General features: G+C 58.7%; 23 protein-coding genes and 5 tRNA genes. 21 read left to right on the top strand and 7 right to left on the bottom strand.

Translation table 11 applies throughout. From position 1 onward, the window contains the following. Positions 1–371: 371 nt before the first annotated feature. On the bottom strand, positions 372–650 hold the full coding sequence (locus tag AB5Y76_RS09795; RefSeq protein ID WP_005360946.1) for a YcgL domain-containing protein: 279 nt from the start codon (positions 648–650) through the stop codon (positions 372–374). Positions 651–757: 107 nt separating this feature from the next. Between AB5Y76_RS09795 and minC the strand changes: the two genes are divergently transcribed. The 5 genes from minC to mtgA all read left to right on the top strand — a co-directional run bounded on the left by minC (position 758) and on the right by mtgA (position 3,877). After that, complete coding sequence (gene minC, locus AB5Y76_RS09790) at positions 758–1,477, top strand: septum site-determining protein MinC (protein ID WP_013723728.1); 720 nt, start codon at positions 758–760, stop codon at positions 1,475–1,477. A gap of 18 nt (positions 1,478–1,495) precedes the next feature. Continuing rightward, positions 1,496–2,308, top strand: a complete 813-nt coding sequence (gene minD / locus AB5Y76_RS09785) for a septum site-determining protein MinD (RefSeq protein WP_005336847.1) — start codon at positions 1,496–1,498, stop codon at positions 2,306–2,308. A gap of 2 nt (positions 2,309–2,310) precedes the next feature. Continuing rightward, the gene (minE, locus tag AB5Y76_RS09780; RefSeq protein WP_005336848.1) at positions 2,311–2,577 is read left to right on the top strand and encodes a cell division topological specificity factor MinE; all 267 of its coding nucleotides are present in this window, start codon (positions 2,311–2,313) and stop codon (positions 2,575–2,577) included. 197 nt (positions 2,578–2,774) lie between these two features. Then, positions 2,775–3,101, top strand: a complete 327-nt coding sequence (locus AB5Y76_RS09775; protein ID WP_005352317.1) for an HI1450 family dsDNA-mimic protein — start codon at positions 2,775–2,777, stop codon at positions 3,099–3,101. Then, positions 3,086–3,877 (top strand): monofunctional biosynthetic peptidoglycan transglycosylase, encoded by a 792-nt coding sequence (mtgA, locus tag AB5Y76_RS09770; RefSeq protein ID WP_263717737.1) that lies wholly within the window; start codon positions 3,086–3,088, stop codon positions 3,875–3,877. The genes AB5Y76_RS09775 and mtgA overlap by 16 nt, the downstream gene beginning before the upstream one ends. Before the next feature lie 3 nt (positions 3,878–3,880). Here mtgA and AB5Y76_RS09765 read toward each other — a convergent pair whose 3' ends face one another. Continuing rightward, positions 3,881–4,009 carry a hypothetical protein gene (locus tag AB5Y76_RS09765; protein WP_019445852.1) on the bottom strand — a complete coding sequence of 43 codons (129 nt, stop codon included), beginning with the start codon at positions 4,007–4,009 and terminating at the stop codon, positions 3,881–3,883. A gap of 147 nt (positions 4,010–4,156) precedes the next feature. Between AB5Y76_RS09765 and AB5Y76_RS09760 the strand changes: the two genes are divergently transcribed. Further along, on the top strand, positions 4,157–4,480 hold the full coding sequence (locus AB5Y76_RS09760) for an HI1450 family dsDNA-mimic protein (protein ID WP_005336851.1): 324 nt from the start codon (positions 4,157–4,159) through the stop codon (positions 4,478–4,480). 57 nt (positions 4,481–4,537) lie between these two features. Here the strand turns inward: AB5Y76_RS09760 and AB5Y76_RS09755 are convergent, their stop codons facing one another. Together AB5Y76_RS09755 and AB5Y76_RS09750 are read right to left on the bottom strand one after the other, a co-directional pair. Then, a complete protein-coding gene (locus AB5Y76_RS09755; protein ID WP_107683055.1) occupies positions 4,538–4,849 on the bottom strand; it encodes a DUF1289 domain-containing protein in 312 nt (103 codons plus the stop codon). A gap of 1 nt (position 4,850) precedes the next feature. Then, positions 4,851–5,711 carry a S1 RNA-binding domain-containing protein gene (locus tag AB5Y76_RS09750; RefSeq protein ID WP_005336853.1) on the bottom strand — a complete coding sequence of 287 codons (861 nt, stop codon included), beginning with the start codon at positions 5,709–5,711 and terminating at the stop codon, positions 4,851–4,853. A gap of 231 nt (positions 5,712–5,942) precedes the next feature. On the opposite strand from AB5Y76_RS09750, the gene AB5Y76_RS09745 reads away from it, so the two are divergent. The 4 genes from AB5Y76_RS09745 to AB5Y76_RS09730 all read left to right on the top strand — a co-directional run bounded on the left by AB5Y76_RS09745 (position 5,943) and on the right by AB5Y76_RS09730 (position 8,326). Continuing rightward, complete coding sequence (locus AB5Y76_RS09745) at positions 5,943–7,157, top strand: YecA family protein (RefSeq protein ID WP_263717738.1); 1,215 nt, start codon at positions 5,943–5,945, stop codon at positions 7,155–7,157. Positions 7,158–7,327: 170 nt separating this feature from the next. Next, on the top strand, positions 7,328–7,792 hold the full coding sequence (locus tag AB5Y76_RS09740; protein ID WP_005336856.1) for a MarR family winged helix-turn-helix transcriptional regulator: 465 nt from the start codon (positions 7,328–7,330) through the stop codon (positions 7,790–7,792). Between the two features lie 2 nt (positions 7,793–7,794). Further along, positions 7,795–7,983 carry a DUF4250 domain-containing protein gene (locus AB5Y76_RS09735; protein WP_005336858.1) on the top strand — a complete coding sequence of 63 codons (189 nt, stop codon included), beginning with the start codon at positions 7,795–7,797 and terminating at the stop codon, positions 7,981–7,983. Positions 7,984–8,146: 163 nt separating this feature from the next. Then, the gene (locus tag AB5Y76_RS09730; protein WP_075115065.1) at positions 8,147–8,326 is read left to right on the top strand and encodes a hypothetical protein; all 180 of its coding nucleotides are present in this window, start codon (positions 8,147–8,149) and stop codon (positions 8,324–8,326) included. Between the two features lie 184 nt (positions 8,327–8,510). On the opposite strand, the gene AB5Y76_RS09725 is transcribed toward AB5Y76_RS09730, so the two are convergent. Further along, positions 8,511–9,098, bottom strand: a complete 588-nt coding sequence (locus AB5Y76_RS09725; RefSeq protein ID WP_263717739.1) for an FMN-dependent NADH-azoreductase — start codon at positions 9,096–9,098, stop codon at positions 8,511–8,513. A gap of 226 nt (positions 9,099–9,324) precedes the next feature. Here AB5Y76_RS09725 and AB5Y76_RS09720 point away from each other — a divergent pair, with 226 nt between their 5' ends. The 4 genes from AB5Y76_RS09720 (at position 9,325) to AB5Y76_RS09705 (ending at position 12,740) form a co-directional block, all read left to right on the top strand. Next, complete coding sequence (locus AB5Y76_RS09720) at positions 9,325–10,215, top strand: DMT family transporter (RefSeq protein WP_263717740.1); 891 nt, start codon at positions 9,325–9,327, stop codon at positions 10,213–10,215. An 85-nt stretch (positions 10,216–10,300) separates the two neighbouring features. Beyond that, entirely contained in the window at positions 10,301–11,479 is a 1,179-nt protein-coding gene (gene purT, locus AB5Y76_RS09715; protein ID WP_263717741.1) for a formate-dependent phosphoribosylglycinamide formyltransferase, read from the top strand. 126 nt (positions 11,480–11,605) lie between these two features. Beyond that, on the top strand, positions 11,606–12,265 hold the full coding sequence (gene hxpB / locus AB5Y76_RS09710) for a hexitol phosphatase HxpB (RefSeq protein ID WP_263717742.1): 660 nt from the start codon (positions 11,606–11,608) through the stop codon (positions 12,263–12,265). Positions 12,266–12,536: 271 nt separating this feature from the next. Continuing rightward, positions 12,537–12,740: a CPXCG motif-containing cysteine-rich protein gene (locus tag AB5Y76_RS09705; RefSeq protein ID WP_005336871.1), complete on the top strand. Its 204-nt coding sequence runs from the start codon at positions 12,537–12,539 to the stop codon at positions 12,738–12,740. 208 nt (positions 12,741–12,948) lie between these two features. Here AB5Y76_RS09705 and AB5Y76_RS09700 read toward each other — a convergent pair whose 3' ends face one another. Then, entirely contained in the window at positions 12,949–13,566 is a 618-nt protein-coding gene (locus AB5Y76_RS09700; protein ID WP_263717743.1) for a riboflavin synthase subunit alpha, read from the bottom strand. A gap of 132 nt (positions 13,567–13,698) precedes the next feature. On the opposite strand from AB5Y76_RS09700, the gene AB5Y76_RS09695 reads away from it, so the two are divergent. The 7 genes from AB5Y76_RS09695 to AB5Y76_RS09665 all read left to right on the top strand — a co-directional run bounded on the left by AB5Y76_RS09695 (position 13,699) and on the right by AB5Y76_RS09665 (position 16,071). Next, positions 13,699–13,905, top strand: coding sequence for a YaeP family protein (locus AB5Y76_RS09695; protein WP_005345813.1), 207 nt, complete (start codon positions 13,699–13,701; stop codon positions 13,903–13,905). A gap of 149 nt (positions 13,906–14,054) precedes the next feature. After that, positions 14,055–15,434, top strand: coding sequence for an MATE family efflux transporter (locus tag AB5Y76_RS09690; protein WP_005360967.1), 1,380 nt, complete (start codon positions 14,055–14,057; stop codon positions 15,432–15,434). A gap of 159 nt (positions 15,435–15,593) precedes the next feature. After that, a tRNA-Val gene (locus AB5Y76_RS09685) sits at positions 15,594–15,670 on the top strand. A gap of 12 nt (positions 15,671–15,682) precedes the next feature. Then, a tRNA-Val gene (locus AB5Y76_RS09680) sits at positions 15,683–15,759 on the top strand. An 18-nt stretch (positions 15,760–15,777) separates the two neighbouring features. Next, a tRNA-Val gene (locus AB5Y76_RS09675) sits at positions 15,778–15,854 on the top strand. Between the two features lie 25 nt (positions 15,855–15,879). Then, a tRNA-Val gene (locus AB5Y76_RS09670) sits at positions 15,880–15,956 on the top strand. A 38-nt stretch (positions 15,957–15,994) separates the two neighbouring features. Continuing rightward, positions 15,995–16,071 (top strand) — tRNA-Val (locus AB5Y76_RS09665). A gap of 40 nt (positions 16,072–16,111) precedes the next feature. On the opposite strand, the gene AB5Y76_RS09660 is transcribed toward AB5Y76_RS09665, so the two are convergent. Continuing rightward, a partial coding sequence (locus tag AB5Y76_RS09660) for a transposase (RefSeq protein WP_368177718.1) occupies positions 16,112–16,650 on the bottom strand: 539 nt, incomplete at its 5' end.

Here is a 16,650-nt window from a genome sequence, read left to right as displayed (position 1 = left end):
TTAGTACAGTTATCACCGCCCTCTTTACTCGCCCTTTGATGGACAACTCATCACGCAGTGGAGGCCAAAAAAACGCCCAAGGAAGAGGCTGAAAATAATCGATGAATGAGCCAATAGCCGTTGAAATGGAGGATATGAGTACGCGCCACTCGCTATTTTTGTGAGCGCCAGCAAAGGTTGACGATATGGTGTTGGGAGCAGATTGACTTTCTATTTAAACAGCGAAAAGTGAATATCACCAAAGGGAGGGTTTAATTTGGCCAGATCCTGTCACGGGATTATCGCAAGCTACCTCTCCGGAGCCGGAATGCGTCATGCAGAGTCACAAAGAATTAGCCCCGCTGGGCAGATCACACAACGGGGCTGGATATTCAGGATGGTTTTTTCAGGCTGGCCTTGTGCTGCTCCAGCAAATTCTCGGGGGGCGGTGGCACCTGCAGGTAGAACCCCTGGTTGGTCAGCGCGGCCATCACCTTGCCGACATCAGCCAGCCCCAAGGGCTTGGCCGGATCCAGCTTGGTCATCAGCACCAGCTCGGGACGCCCGAATGCGCTCAGCAATGGCTCGGGAACGCGGGAGAAATCCTCTCTTTTTTCAACAAAAAGGTAGGTCTCGGCTTTTTTGCGACTTTTATAGACTGCACACAACATGGAAATTGATATAATCCGACGAGTTTATTGCCTCTGATGGGGGCAAACTATAACATCAGGAATTGAATAACAATAACGGATTAGCATCTCTGCCTCGGGGAAGATTCATGGTTGAGCGCGATAACGAATTGAAAGGGACCACCTTCACTATTTCTGTGTTGCATATCAGCGATGGCGAGCCTGAGCGGATCCGTCAGTTGTTGGCCGAAAAAGTGGCCCAGGCACCCTACTTTTTTAATTGTGCGCCGCTGGTGATCAATGTTTCCCGACTGGAACATATTCCCGATTTCGAACAGCTCAAGGAGCTGGTGGAGTCCGAAGAGTTTGTGCTGGTCGGCATCACGGGGGCGCGCAGTGAAGAGATGAAGACAGCCGCCAAGGCGGTGGGACTGGCCGTGATGGCCTCGGGCAAGAGTCGCAAGAGCGAACCGGAACCCGAGCCTGCCCCCGCGCCAGCCGCCCCTGAGGTGGTTCCCGAGCCCGAACCCGCCCCCTTGATCCCGAGCAAGGTACATGTGGGACCTGTTCGTTCCGGCCAGCAGATTTACGCCGCCGGCACCTCGCTGGTGGTGCTGGGGTCCGTCAGTCCGGGAGCCGAAGTGCTCGCCGACGACAGCATTCATATTTATGGCACCCTGCGTGGCAGAGCCATTGCCGGTGCCCGGGGCAACACCCAGGCCCGGATCTATTGCCAGCAATTACAGGCCGAGCTGCTCTCCATCGCGGGCACATTCCAGCTGAGCGATGCATTGCCAGCAGGCCTGATCCAGCAACCGGTACACGTCCGGCTGGACAATGAACAACTCCGAATAGACCGTATCAAATAGAGTTACAAGGAAGCGAGAATGGCGCGAATCATAGTCGTTACATCGGGTAAAGGTGGCGTTGGCAAGACCACAACCAGTGCGGCCCTGAGCACCGGCTTAGCCCAGCGTGGTCACAAGACAGTGGTCATTGACTTTGACATCGGTCTGAGAAACCTGGATCTCATCATGGGCTGCGAGCGGCGCGTTGTGTATGACTTCGTCAACGTCATCAACGGGGAAGCAAACCTCAATCAGGCGCTGATCAAGGACAAACGCTCGGAAAATCTGTTTATCCTGCCCGCCTCCCAGACCCGGGACAAAGATGCCCTCACCCGTGAGGGGGTCGAGAAGATCCTGGATCAGCTGGCGGAGATGAAGTTCGATTACATCGTCTGCGACTCCCCGGCAGGGATCGAGGCGGGCGCACTGATGGCGCTCTATTTTGCCGACGAAGCGATCGTCACCACCAACCCGGAAGTCTCTTCCGTGCGTGACTCCGACCGCATCCTTGGCATCCTGGCCTCCAAGTCCCGCCGCGCCGAGCGTGGCGAAGACCCCATCAAGGAGCACCTGCTGCTGACCCGCTACTGCCCGACCCGCGTCAACCGCGGCGACATGCTGAGCGTGCAGGATGTGCAGGAGATCCTGGCCATCCCGCTACTCGGGGTGATCCCGGAGTCCCAGGCGGTGCTGCGCGCCTCCAACTCCGGCGAACCGGTCATTCTGGACAAGGAGTCCGATGCCGGTCAGGCCTACGAAGATGCGGTGTCCCGCCTGCTGGGCGATGCCAAGGAATTTCGTTTTCTGGAAGAAGAGAAGAAGGGCTTCTTTAGCCGACTGTTCGGGAGTTAAACATGTCATTATTGGATTATTTTCGTTCCAACAAGAAACAGAACACCGCACAACTGGCCAAAGAGCGGTTGCAGATCATTGTTGCTCACGAGCGTTCATCCAGAGGGGGGCCGGATTACCTGCCCCAGCTCAAACAGGACATCCTCGATGTGATCCGCAAATACGTCAACATTGATCCGGAGAAGATAACCGTCCAACTGGATCAGAAGAGTGATGAGCTGTCGGTACTGGAGCTCAACATCACCTTCGCCGATGACAAGAAGGGATGAGCTGACGCCCTATGCGTGACCCCTTCCCCCAATGAAGACCGGATCCTGTCACTGGATCCGGTTTTTTATTGGCACAAAAACAGGTCACAGCGGTTCGCCTCATCTCGCCAAGGGGTCTGCCGACCGCTAGAATAGCGCCGCCCCGCAGGTTGTGATCTGCGCCGGCACCTTTTTCTCTTTTCTGGAACAGACCGCTTATGTCTATGAATGACGAAATGCACAGCGTCGAGGAACTGCTCGATACCGCCCTCGAACTCTTTATGGAGCTGGCCTCTGACAACCTGCCGGAGCAGGAGATCGCCCGCTTCAATCAGGAGTTCAACGACCGCGGCCTGCTGGCCGAAACCGACCCGGCCGATGACTGGGAAGCGGACGTGGGATTTGCGGTGAGCGATACCGACTATGCCGAGATCTGGGTTGGCCTTGGCAATGAAGAACAAGAGTATGAGCATCTGTTTGCCCGCATGCTGCTCTCCCGCCGTGTTGACGAGAAGTTCTGCCACATCGAATGGCTGCCCCAATAATTCCGGATCCCGATGATCCCAGCCACTATCAGTGGGAGTCTGGCCCTGACGCCGTGGCCCCCGTGCGCGCATCTGCATCGCTTGGGCGCCGGGTGTTAAGGTGGGCGGGCAAGATCGCGCTGGCCGGGCTGCTCTGCTCGGTCGGCTCGGTCGCCTTGCTGCGTTTTATCGATCCGCCGATGTGGAGCTGGCGTATCGAGCGAGCTCTGTTTCCGCCCGCCAAGATCACCCAGGTGCGCCATCAATGGGTAGATCTGGCGTCCATCTCCAAGGAGCTGCAGCTGGCGGTGATCGCCGCCGAGGATCAGCGCTTTGCCGATCACAACGGCTTTGACATGGATGCCATCAACGCGGCACTCAAGCACAACCAGCACAGCGAACGGGTGCGCGGTGCCAGCACCCTTAGCCAGCAGACCGCCAAGAACCTCTTTATGTGGAGTGATCGCAGTTTCCTGCGCAAGGGGCTGGAGGCCTGGTTTACCCTGCTGATGGAGCTGGGTTGGGACAAGGCCCGCATTCTCGAGGTCTATCTCAATATCGTGGAGTTCGGCCCCGGCATCTATGGCGCCGAAGCCGCCGCCCGCACCTACTTTGGCAAACCGGCCAGCCGCTTGACCCGCTACGAGTCATCCCTGCTGGCCGCCGCCCTGCCCAATCCGTGGCGTTATCGGGTCAAGCCCCCTTCACCCTATGTGCAGAAGCGCTCGGTCTGGATCCGCCGCCAGATGGGGCAACTGGGTCAGATCACCCTCAATCGGGTGCATCAGGCCGACTGATCCTCAGGGCTCATCGGGTTTCTCCGGTGGGCCCAGATGACCGCCCACCGTCTCGCGGTGAAGCGGCAGATAGTGCCACCACCAGGCCTCGCGCCGTCGCTTGATCTGTTGCCGCCGTCCCCGCTGCTTCATCCCCTTACTCCCTGCCAGATGATCCGCGCCTTAACCATACTCCCCCAACGGCAACTTGGACAGGCCAGCCACGCCCGGCGCACTGGTCTGGCCGCCACAGCCAATAATTGTTACAGTAGCGAACCTCGATGTATCTGGAGTGATTTCATGGAACAGCGTACCCCGGATCAGCTGGTCGAATGGGCCTATGATCAGTTTCTTGAGCAGGCCGCCGATATGCTGGCCCCCGAACAAATTGTCGACATCACCCTGGAGTTTGAGCAGCGTGGCGCCGTGGAGGCGACTCTGCCCAATGCCGACTGGTCGACCGAGCTGGGTGAGCCGGTCGATATGGAGCGCTGGGTCGAAGTGTGGGTCGGTTTACTGGATCATCAGGATGAGTTTGAGGTGATCTTCGCCACCTTCCTGCTGCCCCGTCTGCTGACCGAAGATCAAGTGCATGTGCGCTGGCATCGCCAGCAGCAGGCATAAAAAAGGCGCCATCGGCGCCTTTCTTGTTTCTGTATTCTCTTTTATTTCTGTTCTCTGCTAATCCTGCGCCGCGATGGCCTTGGCCAGACAGCGGCGGCACCAGCAAGCGCTGGCCTCCTGCATCGGCAATACCGGCAACTGGCTGCACCAGCACTGGGCGATGGTCTGACCGGCAGAGACGGCGCAATAGGCCGGTTCGCCACAACCCGGACAGCAGTGGGTGCTTTTCGAGCCATTCAGCTCGGCCATCACCGCCAGCTGGGCCTTGCTATCCATCGCCGACCAGTGGCCGATCTCGCTCAGGGTGCGGCCACAACCAAGGCAAAGCCCATCTTTCGCCTTGCAGAGGCCAACACAGGGGCTCGGCATCTTATTCGCTATCCACTGCCGAGTCGGTCTCTGTGGCCACCAGAGTGATGGCGTTATCTTCGATGACGATCTTGCCCTGCTTGTAGAGGCCGCCGATCGCCTTCTTGAAGGTGCCCTTGCTCATGCTGAACAGCTTGTAGATGAGTTCGGGTTCGCTCTTGTCACCCACCGCCAGACTGCCGCCCTGCTTTTTCATCCGGCTCAGAATGCGCTCACCGGCATCATCAACCCGCGCCAGACCCGGCTTTTGCAGGGTCAGATCGAGCTTGCCATCTTCGCGCACCTGCTTGACCCAGGCGGTTTGCGGCCGACCGGTCATCACCCGGCCAAACACCTCGTTCTTGAACAGCATACCGGGATACTGACCGTTGACGATCACCTTGATGCCAAGGGGCGAGTGCTCCCCCGGCAGCGCGGTCACTTCGTCACCGACCTTGAAGTTGCTGCCGGCCGGGGTCAGGAAACGCTCGATGCGGCTGGTGCCGACCATGCGCCCTTCGTTATCCAGTTGCAGACGCACCAGATAAACGTGGCCCACCTGCATCGGCTTGTTCTGCTCGCGGCTGGGCACAAACAGATCCTTTTTCATGCCCCAGTCGAGGAAGGCACCAATCTTGTTGGCATTGACCACTTTCAGACCAGCAAATTCGTCCACCATGGCAAATGGCTTGTCGGTGGTGATCACCGGCTCGCAATCGGCATCCAGATAGAGGAAGACCTGCACGCTATCCCCCTCTTTCACCCCTTCCGGCAGTTGACGCTTGGGCAGCAGCAGTTCACCGTACTCATCGGCCGCAAGCCAGGCGCCACGGTCTTCGAGTTCAACAACGGTGAGGGTGTTCATCTTGCCAATCTGTATCATGGTGCTCTCTTTTTTCATTACCCGGATGGGCCAACTGAACATGACCCCTATGGGCGCGCATGTTACCTCAAGAGCGGTGATCTGGCCTAGTCCCCAAGCCACCACGAGCCGCCCTTTCGCCCCTATCTTATCCGCCAATGGTGATTAAATCGCCAAACAGGCGGCCATTTGCTGCAAATAACCCCACTTTTAGGTAGACTTCGCGGCTGTTCAAATCCAGAGGAACTGTCGATGAACCCATCCACTCGTACCCGCCATCTTAATCAATGGATCCAGAGCCACAGCGATCAGGACATGACCTACCCGGCCCTGCACGGTTTTCTCTGTGCTCGTCTGGTGGGGCCGGAAAGCCCTGACTGGCAACGCCCGCTGGCTGGTCTGCGGGAACAGGATGTCGAGTTGGATGAAAAAAGCGCAGAAGCCCTCAACCACCTGATCGCCGAGCTGGAATCCCAAGCCGACGACGCCCAGCTGGCCCTGCCAAGCCAATGCCGCCTGCCCAGCGATAACCCCGAGCAGGTGTTCGAACAGAGCCACCCCCTCGGTCAATGGTGTTATGGCTTCAGCATGGGTTTTGCCACCTGGCCCAAGCCGAAGGATTTGAACGACCCGACCACCCAGTACCGCTTCAGTCTGGCCGCCGAGCTGAGCCTGTTTCGCGACAAGCAGATGGCCCAGATGCTCTATAGCGCTGCCGCCAGCGAACTCCCCTTTGTCGAGTTCTGCAAACGACAGCGCCAGAATATGAAAACCGCCCTCAACCAGTTGCTCAACCTCGACCAGTATCAGGCCGCCCCCAGCGCTGATGTGGCCCTCAATGGCGAGCAGGCCCAACAGTGGCAGACCTGGTTCGAGCTGGCCGACAGCTGCCGCGATCATCAGGCCCGCCTCGGCTGGTTCGAGAAGATCATCGCCGATGCCACTCCACTCTTTGATGAAGCCTTCTGGCAGCAAATCGCCGGCCACGGCTGGAGTGCCCCCGAGCTGCGTCCTCTGCTGGCCGCCAGAGCCGGCCGCGCCGACTGCCTGCTGCGCCTTGGCAAGCTGGGCGAGGCCAAAGCCGAGTATCTGGCGCTGCTGACAATCTGCGTGGCCGATGAGCTGGGTTGCCGCTACAACCTCTCCACCCTCTATGCACTGCAAGGGGATTGGCAGGCGTTGGCCGCCCTGCTGGTGCGCTTCGATGAAGCCTCCAGCTGGTTGCTCTACAACAAGGCGCTGATGGTCTTTGCTACCGAGGGAGCCGAGGCAGCCAAGCCCCATCTGCTGATCGCCATCGAGGCCAACCCGCACATTCCGGCCTGCCTGCTGGGTCAGCGCAAGCTGCCCAAACAGGAGCCACAAAGCTGGCAAGCGGGCAGCCGCGACGAGGCCGCGCTCTACGCCATCCACACACGCGAGGCCTGGCTCAAACAGAACGCCCTCATCTGGTTGCGTAAAGGCTGAACAGCGTTGGCTTAAAATCCCGTCGGTCAGACCCGGTTTTTCCTTGAGGGCGTGCGCCACCGCACATTTCATCGCAACCGGGTCAGACAAATCAGCTTGAGTTTCGTATCATCAATGTCAAAGTATCAAAAGAAACTGCATCTGATGCAGCCGTCACAGCAGGGTGTAATATGTCAAAAATCATAGCGTTACTCGCTCACTACCCGCCCTATCAGTTGGTACATGCCGCCGAGATGCTACGGGATACCTTCGAACAGTTTTATGAACAGCGTTACCAGCTGACCGTGCCGCAATGGCGCCTGATGATGGTGCTCGGCCCCAACTACCCCATCAGCCAGAAAGAGCTGGTCGAGGCGAGCGGCATGGACAAGGTGCGCATCTCCCGCGAGATCCGCCGTCTAGTCGAAAAAGGGATCATCTTTACCGAGAGCAGCGAGCAGGATAAACGCATCAGCCTGGTCTCCCTCACCAATGCCGGGCTCGCCCTCTTCCTGCAGCTCAAGAGTGAAGCTGGCAGCTGGCAACACACCCTGACCGACTATCTGCCGAGCGAATCCCGCGAGGCGATCCGCCAGCATCTGCACAGCGTCAGCGCCGCCATCGAGCAGTTGCAATCACTGGATCGGGAGAAATAATCATGGATTTGAAAAAGTTCGCCACCATGGACATCAACATGCTGCTGAGCGTCGTCAATATGCAGCTGCGTGATCGCTATGACGATCTGGATGATCTCTGCAAAGCGCAGGATATCGATCAGGCGGCACTGGAAGCGCGGCTCGCCAGCGGCGATTTTCACTACCAGCCAGCGCAGAAACAGTTCAGATAAAGAGAGCTAGCGGGATCGGGATCACAGCGCCAGTGATGGCGCTGGCTCTGCGGTAAAAACCTGATATGGTCTGAAGAGCCCCAACAGGGTGATGCACGGATACATCACCCTGTCACAAGAGGGCATTAAAATCGTTTCAGGTGAGCAAACCAAGGATGACCCCATGATATTGATGACCCGACAGAGCCTGTTGATCACGCTCTGTACCCTGTTGATGATCAGCCTCTTCACGCCCCACATGCCGCAAAGTACCGAACAGTGGCTAACCACCCTCTTGCTTGGCCTGCTGGTCGCGGTGGCATTGCTGCTGGTGCGTGGTTGTCGCCGCTTTATGATGGAGTAGTGACTCCGCCAGAACATCTATACCAACCACTTGCCGCGATACTCTCTGTAGCAGCAACGTCTGTCGCAATCATAATCGAGCCAAAAAACAAACGCAGCCTGATGGCTGCGTTATTGTTTCTGGCTGGGCAACTCCTTGAAGAGATAACCCCTGACGGGATAGAGAGCCCTTATAGAGAAAGCCCTTAGATAGCCAGAGCCTCAAGCTGCGCTTTGGCCGCTTCCATCCCCTTGCTCTGGGCATCCGGGCCCATCCCCATCCCTTCAGCGTAGATGAAATCCACCTCTTTGATACCGATGAAACCGAGCACGGTACGCATGTAGGGAGTGACCAGATCGGTGACGCTGCCAACGTGCATGCCGCCGCGGGGGCTGATCACCAGCGCACGGGTATTTTCAACCATACCGACCGGACCGGTCTCGGTATAACGGAAGGTGACGCCAGCACGAGCCACCAGATCGATCCAGTTTTTCAGCTGGGTCGGGATGTTGAAGTTGTACATGGGGGCCGCAATCACCACCAAGTCGCTCGCTTTGAGTTCGGCGATCAGCTCGTCGGACTGGGCGATCACCGCCAGTTGACGTTCATTGAGGTTGTCACCACCGCGCAGGCCGGAGGCCAACTCGCCATCCAGCACCGGCAGGTTGAGGGCAGCCAGATCACGCACGGTGACGACATCATCCTGATGATCCGCCAGGAAGCCGTCGATCAGGGCGTTGGATTGGGAATATTGACCCAGGATGCTGGATTTGAGTACGAGGATATTGGCCATGGTGAAACTCCATTTGGTTGTCGGTTGAACAGCGTTGCTGTCGATGGAGGTCACTCTAAACATTGTGCTTATCTGCTGATAGCGAAAATAGATGCTCAACTTGTTCAAATTTTTTGATGCAAGGCCACTTCCTCGCCAGCCAACCCTGCGGCCGCGCTTCAACCCTTGGCAGAACAAACGATTGCCGTTATGATCCGCCGCACTTTTTTCCAGCGACCCGGATCCCATGATACCCTCGCGCAGGCACTCTCCTCTGGCCGGTGCAGTCTGGATGATGGTGGCAGGACTCTGCTTCGCCGCCGTCAACAGCCTGAGCCAGTATGTCAGCTTCAAACTCGGCCTTGCCTCTACTCAGGTCGCCTTTCATCAATACCTGATCGCCTTGGTCTGCCTGTTGCCCTGGCTGGTTCGTCATGGCCTGCGCCAATCCCTGATGACCAATCAGTTCCGGTTGCACCTGTTGCGGGTATTGCTGGCAGTGATCGGCATCCAGCTCTGGCTCTGGGCACTGGCGTACCCCGTCCCCATCTGGCAGGGGATCGCCCTGCTGATGACCTCACCGCTGTTTGCCACCCTGGGCTCCGCCCTGCTGCTCAAGGAGCAGGTGAGCCGCACCCGCATTCTGGCCACCCTGGCGGGCTTTGCCGGCGCCATGCTGATCCTCGCCCCCTGGACTGACGAATTCAACTGGGCCTCCCTGCTGCCGGTGGCGGCGGCGCTGTTCTGGGCAGGTTACTCCCTGATGGTGCGCTATCAGGCGGCCAACGAATCATCCCACACCATCGTGGTGTATCTGCTTATTTTCAGTACCCCGTTCAACATCATGCTGGCCCTGCCGGAGTGGCAGTGGCCAAATGAGAACCAGTGGCTGCTGGTAGCCGCTTCCGGCGTGCTGACGGCGCTGGCCCAGATGTCCATCGCGCGCGCTTACAGCGTGGCGGAGGCCTCCTTCGTACAACCTTTCGATTTTGCCAAGCTACCGATGAACGTGCTGGCGGGCTGGCTGGTATTTGGCTGGGCCCCCCCCGGCCGTCTGTGGCTTGGCGCCGCTATCATCATTGGCGCCATTACCTTGCTGACCCATCTGGAGCAGCGCGCTCACAAACCCGTTTCCTGAGGTACGCCATGCGTGCCTCTTTTTTTGTCCGCTATTTGTGTAATAGCGATCATCAACAATGACCATCGACATCAGGAGAGATCGTATGTTTGGAACCGCAACCCGCCCCGGCGCCACCCGTGCCCTGCTGCTGGGCTCCGGCGAACTAGGCAAGGAGGTCGCCATCGAGTTGCAACGGTTCGGGATCGAAGTGATCGCCGCCGACCGCTACCCCAATGCCCCCGCCATGCAGGTGGCGCACAAAGCCCATGTGCTGGATATGCTCGATGGCAACGCCCTGCGCGCCCTGGTCGCCGAGGTCAAACCCGACCTCATCATCCCCGAGATCGAGGCCATCGCCACCGATACCCTGGCAGCCCTTGAGCAGGAGGGGGTCAAGGTAGTGCCCAACGCCCGCGCCACCCAGCTCACCATGAACCGGGAAGGGATCCGTCGCCTCGCCGCCGAGACCCTGGGTCTGCCCACCTCCCCCTACCGCTTTGCCCAGAGCAAGGAGGAGTTTGTCGCCGCAGTTGAAGCCATCGGCCTGCCATGCGTGGTGAAACCTGTGATGAGTTCGTCCGGCAAGGGGCAGAGCGTGCTGCGCGATCTCGCCAAGCTGGATGAGAGCTGGACCTACGCCCAGGAGGGCGGCCGCGCCGGTCGTGGCAAGGTGATCGTCGAGGGCTTCGTTCCCTTCGAGTACGAGATCACCCTGCTCACGGTACGCGCCGTCGATGGCATTCACTTCTGCGAGCCGATCGGCCACCGTCAGGAAGATGGCGACTACCGCGAATCCTGGCAGCCGCAGGTGATGAGCGAGCTGGCGCTGGCCCGCTCCAAAGAAGTAGCGGCCAAGGTGGTCGAGGCGCTCGGTGGTTACGGCCTGTTCGGAGTCGAGCTCTTTATCAGGGTCGATGAGGTGTGGTTCAGCGAGGTCTCGCCGCGTCCCCACGATACCGGCATGGTGACCCTGATCTCTCAGGATCTCTCCGAGTTCGCCCTGCATGTGCGCGCCATTCTGGGGCTGCCGGTCGGCACCATCACCCAGTACGGGCCGAGCGCCTCTGCCGTGGTGCTGCGCGAAGGGCACAGCCAGGATATCCGCTATCAGGGAATTGGTGAGGCATTGGTGCTGGTGCCGGGCGCCCAGCTGCGGCTATTTGGCAAGCCGGAGATCGCCGGTCGCCGCCGTCTTGGCGTGGCGCTGGCCCGCGCAGCGGATTGCCAGGATGCGGTAGAGAAAGCCAAAGCCGTGGCCGCCAAGGTCGAAGTGCTGTTCTAAGGACTTTTTTGCCATAGCAAAACAAACGTTTGCCGATGTGATCGGGCGCAAGGGGCATGGCAATGCCCCTTTTGCATTTCCCCGTCAGGCTTATAATCCCCTCTTCAAATTTGTCAGGAGTACAAGATGTTAGCTGCCGTGATCTTCGATATGGATGGTGTTCTGATCGACTCGGAACCCTTTTGGCAACGGGCCCAGATCGCCGTGTTCTCCGAACTGGGTCACCCCCACACGGTAGAGGATTGCGAATCGACCATCGGCGTGCGCATCGATCAGCTGGTTGCCCACTGGTATCGCCTGCGCCCGTGGAGCGGCCCGAGCCAGGAAGAGGTGGTGCAGCGCATTCTGGATCAGGTCAACGCCCTGATCCTCTCCGAAGGTCAGGCCAAAGCCGGTGTGCTGGAAGCGCTCGACCTTATCGAGGCCCGCGGCCTGAAAGTGGGTCTGGCGACCTCCTCACCCTTTGCGATGGTAGAAGCTGTGCTCGGCAAACTCGGCATTCGCGATCGCTTTATGGCGGTCCACTCCGCTGAAATCGAGCGTTTCGGCAAACCGCACCCGGATGTCTATATCCACGCCGCCGAAAAGCTGGGGGTAGAGCCCGTCCATTGTCTAGCCATCGAAGACAGCTTTACCGGCCTGCTGGCGGCCAAGGCGGCTTCCATGACAGCGCTGATCGTGCCGGATCCGGCTTTAGTGGGTGACCCACGTTTGGCCATCGCCAACTACCAGCTAAGCTCGCTGGCCGAACTCAATAGCGACATGTTGGCCAGCTGGGTCAAGTAGCGCCTATCGGTGCCTTGTTGCGCTCGCATTCTCATACCCGCGGGGGGCTCCTGCCCCCTGTGATTGCCAAACAACCGTTGGCAATTCCCCTCTTTTCACCCGTCATTCACAACCAGATTGTTCCTCTCGCACACGACCACTCCAGCCGGTTGCACCTTGCCATCCCTCAGGCTTGATCTCTGTCATAAACGTGCGTTTGCTCGCGGTTAACCCCCTGCAGCCCGACTAGAATCAGGGTAGATAGGCGGCCTCAGGGCCCGAGGAGGTTATCATGATCGAGTACACCAGCAAGCGCATCGTCTGCCCTCACTGTGGCCACCATACCCGGGTCGAGCTGGATGCCAGCCAGGGTGATCAGGAGTTTTACGAAGATTGCATGGCCTGTTGCAATCCGATCCACCTGCGGCTTCACCGCGACGAAGCCCGCGACTGCCTGCAACTCTTTGTGGATGCAGACGACGAGCAACTGTTTTGATTGCAAGTCACAAAAGGCCGAGCAACTGTTTTGATTGCGAGTCACAAAAAGCCGAGCAGCTGCTGTGCCTGCAAGTCGCAAAGAGCTGAGCAGATGTTGTGACTGCGAGTCATAAAAAGTTGAGTGGATATTTTCACCATATAAATAACAAGGGCCTGCACACTGCAGGCCCTTGCTTATGAGGCGATTGAAACCGAGCCGTTTCCTTTCAGTTACCCGCGCGTGCCGCCAGCACCCGCTCCACGGTATCGACGATGGCCTGGGTCTGGGGATCGATCTCGATATTGGTCTGCCAGCCGGCGCGCACCCAACCGAGGTTGGTGCGAGCCAGCGTCTCGGGGATCAGGTGGACGCAGAACTCCCGCTCGCGCACCTCACCTATGGTCAGACTGATGCCGTCGATGCCGATGTACCCCTTGGTCAGCACATATTTCATCAGCTCGGGGGCGAGGCGATACCACACCTGACGGTTGTTGGGTGTATCGATCACCGAGGTGACCTCTGCCATGCCGATGATATGGCCAGACATGGCATGACCGCCGATCTCGTCACCAAAGCGGGCAGCCCGCTCCACATTGACCTTGTTCCCCACCTTTAACAGGCCGAGGTTGGTGAGACGCAGGGTCTCCTGCATCAGATCGAAGCTGACCAGATCCCCCTCGACCCGGGTGACGGTCAAGCAGCAGCCGTTGTGAGCGACCGAGGCGCCGAGGGCCAGCCCTTCCCCCCACGCCGAGCTTGGCATGCGGATCACGTGGGTACGGAAGTTGGGTTGCTCTTCGATGGCCACCAGCTCGGCGGTCCCCTGCACTATGCCAGTGAACATCTCTCGTCTCCTGCTACTGCAAAAAGGGCAGGTTAACCTCGGGCAGAGGGTGAGACAAGGGTACAGGCTGACAAGCTTGCGTCCGATCGCTATAGTGACGCCGTTCACATCCGGGTAAACAAGGAAAAAGAAATGCAGGTATATCAATGTTGTGAAGCGATCCGTATCGCCTATAACCAGATTGGCTCCGGCGAGCAGGGCTATGTGCCAAACGCCATCGCCGCCACAATCCGCGCCCTCAACGCGGTCGCCGCTGATGAGCGGGTACCCGCCGAACTGCGTGAACAGGCCGCCTATGCGGCAGCCAACCTGCTGATCAGCGATCACGAAGACGCCTGATCCTGCCCCTCGGGGCGGCAACTATTTCGTCCTGGCTGAATTTCAGGCTAGAATGCCTCCCCCACCCTTTGCACTTTCGTCCGAAAGTGCAAAGGCTCTTCCCGATTTCCGCTCTTTTTTACTCTTATCTGATCCACTCGGAGGTGTCAGTGCAACGTTATTGGTCCGAGGCGAAGCAGCTCGTCCGTCTAGCCAGCCCCATTCTGGTCGCCCAGGTGGCCCAGGTCGCCATGAACTTCGTCGATACCGTGATGGCGGGTCAGGTGAGTGCGGTCGATCTGGCTGCCGTGTCGGTGGCGTCCAGCTTCTGGCTTCCGGTGATCCTGCTGGTGCAGGGGATCATCATGGCGCTCACCCCCATCGTCTCCCAGCTCAATGGCGCCCGTAAACGGGAGGCAATCCGTCCGGCCGTTCATCAGGGCTTCTGGCTGGCACTGATCGTCACCCCGCTGGCGATGATCGCCCTCTATTACAGCCCGCTGGCGTTGCAGTTCATGGATGTGGAGCCTGTGATGGCCGCCAAGACCACTGGTTATCTACACGCCATCCTGTGGGGCCTGCCCGCGTTCGTGCTGTTCCAGGTGCTGCGCAACTTCAGTGAGGGGCTCTCCCACACCATGCCTACCATGGTGATCGGCTTTGTCGGGCTGGCGGTCAATATTCCCGCCAACTACATCTTCATTCACGGCCACTTCGGCATGCCCAAGCTCGGCGGGGTGGGTTGTGGCGTGGCCACGGCCATCGTGCTGTGGGCCATGCTGCTGGCGATGATCCTCTATGTGAAGCTCTCCCGTCACTTCACCGAGATCCGCCTCTTCTCCCAGCTGGCTCGCCCCAACGGTAGCCGGATCTGGCGCTTGTTTCGCTTAGGGTTCCCCATCGCCATGGCGATCTTCTGCGAGGTGACCCTGTTTACCGTGGTGGCCCTGATGCTGGCCCCCTTCGGCGCCGAGACGGTGGCGAGCCACCAGATTGCCCTCAACTTCTCCAGCCTGGTCTTTATGCTACCCCTCTCCATCGGGGTGGGTGTCACCATCCGGGTCGGCCACAGTATCGGTGAAGGGCAACCCCATCACGCCCGGGTAGCGGCTCGCACCGGCTTGATGCTGGGGATGGCCATCGCTGCTGCCACTGCCGCCATGACGGTACTGCTGCGCGAGCAGATCGCCTCCATCTATACCGATGATCAGCAGGTGATCGTCCTGGCGGCCATTTTGCTGTTCTTCGCCGCCATCTATCAGATCTCCGACTCGGTGCAGGTGGTCGCGGCCGCCGCACTACGCGGTTACAAGGATACCCAGGCGATCTTCTACGTCACCATCGTCGCCTACTGGGGACTGGGGCTGCCCACCGGCATGATCCTGGGTCTGACCGACTGGCTGGTGCCGCGGATGGGGCCGCAGGGTTTCTGGATCGGCTTTATCGTCGGCCTTACCAGTGCGGCCCTGATGCTGGGGGCGAGATTGCGCTACATCTATGGCCGTTTTGCCACTCCGGAAGCCTGCACTACCCTGTCGCGATCTCAGTAACAGGGCTTGGCAAGCGGCAACTCGCCTGCAAAATCAACAGGCTGCGCAAGAACTGGGCAAACAGTCTCCTTTGTGCATATGGCCTGTTGACAGCCTTGGGGGGCATGGGTAGTATGCCGACCACGTCAGCAGCGCTGGCGTAGTGAAGTAAGAGAAAGTGGGTTTATAGCTCAGTTGGTTAGAGCACTACCTTGACATGGTAGGGGTCGTTGGTTCGAATCCAATTAAACCCACCACTTTTCTGTGATGCGTCCTTAGCTCAGCTGGTTAGAGCACCACCTTGACATGGTGGGGGTCGGTGGTTCGAATCCACTAGGACGCACCATCACAAAACACTGATTATGCGTCCTTAGCTCAGCTGGTTAGAGCATCACCTTGACATGGTGGGGGTCGGTGGTTCGAATCCACTAGGACGCACCATTCGGTTTGAAAGAAATGCAGATGTGGGTTTATAGCTCAGTTGGTTAGAGCACTACCTTGACATGGTAGGGGTCGTTGGTTCGAATCCAATTAAACCCACCACTTCTGCATAAAGAAATAAAAGTCGCATTGCGCACCCTGCGTCCTTAGCTCAGCTGGTTAGAGCATCACCTTGACATGGTGGGGGTCGGTGGTTCGAATCCACTAGGACGCACCAGCTTATAAAAAGCCCGCTCATCGAGCGTAATGCCAGTCAGTTAAGCCTGAATGGCATTGTTTTTATTGGCTTTTTTCACACTATACCTCTGTGGCCTTGGCTTCACGCAACGGGGGTAACTTCGCTCCCTTCGTTCCGGCAGCACAAACTGGCCCGCTTGTTTCTCCAGGTCAGCTACCCGCTTCGGGATAGTACCCGGTGATAGGTACGGCATGCAGCTCAGTTCATGGATAAGATAGACCGACGTCATGTGAAAACTCAGCTGACTCGCCGTGTATCCCTTCAGACTCGCCGCCATCTTTACCATCTGGCTGCGCAGCAGATTGTACGCCAGCCCCCCCCACAGCTCCTGCCGTATACCCGCCGCCTTCTTGCTGCGCAAGGTCAGCCGGTGCTGTTGCAGGCTGTGCTTCATCTCCCGATAGCCCAACTCGATTTCCCAGCGATGGCTGTAGAACTCGACAATATCGGCGCTCGGAAAGCTCATCGGGTCGACCATCGAGGTCAGCACCTGCCGCTCTTTGCCGTTGATAGTGCGAGTCAGCAAGCGGGCTTCCACCGTGTCCGGCAGTTGCGGCC

Source organism: Aeromonas sp. R1-2, from assembly GCF_040908505.1.
Classification (GTDB): Bacteria; Pseudomonadota; Gammaproteobacteria; order Enterobacterales; family Aeromonadaceae; genus Aeromonas; species Aeromonas veronii.
The sequence above is the reverse complement of the archived record's forward strand: the minus strand, read 5'-3'. Positions and strand labels throughout refer to the sequence as shown.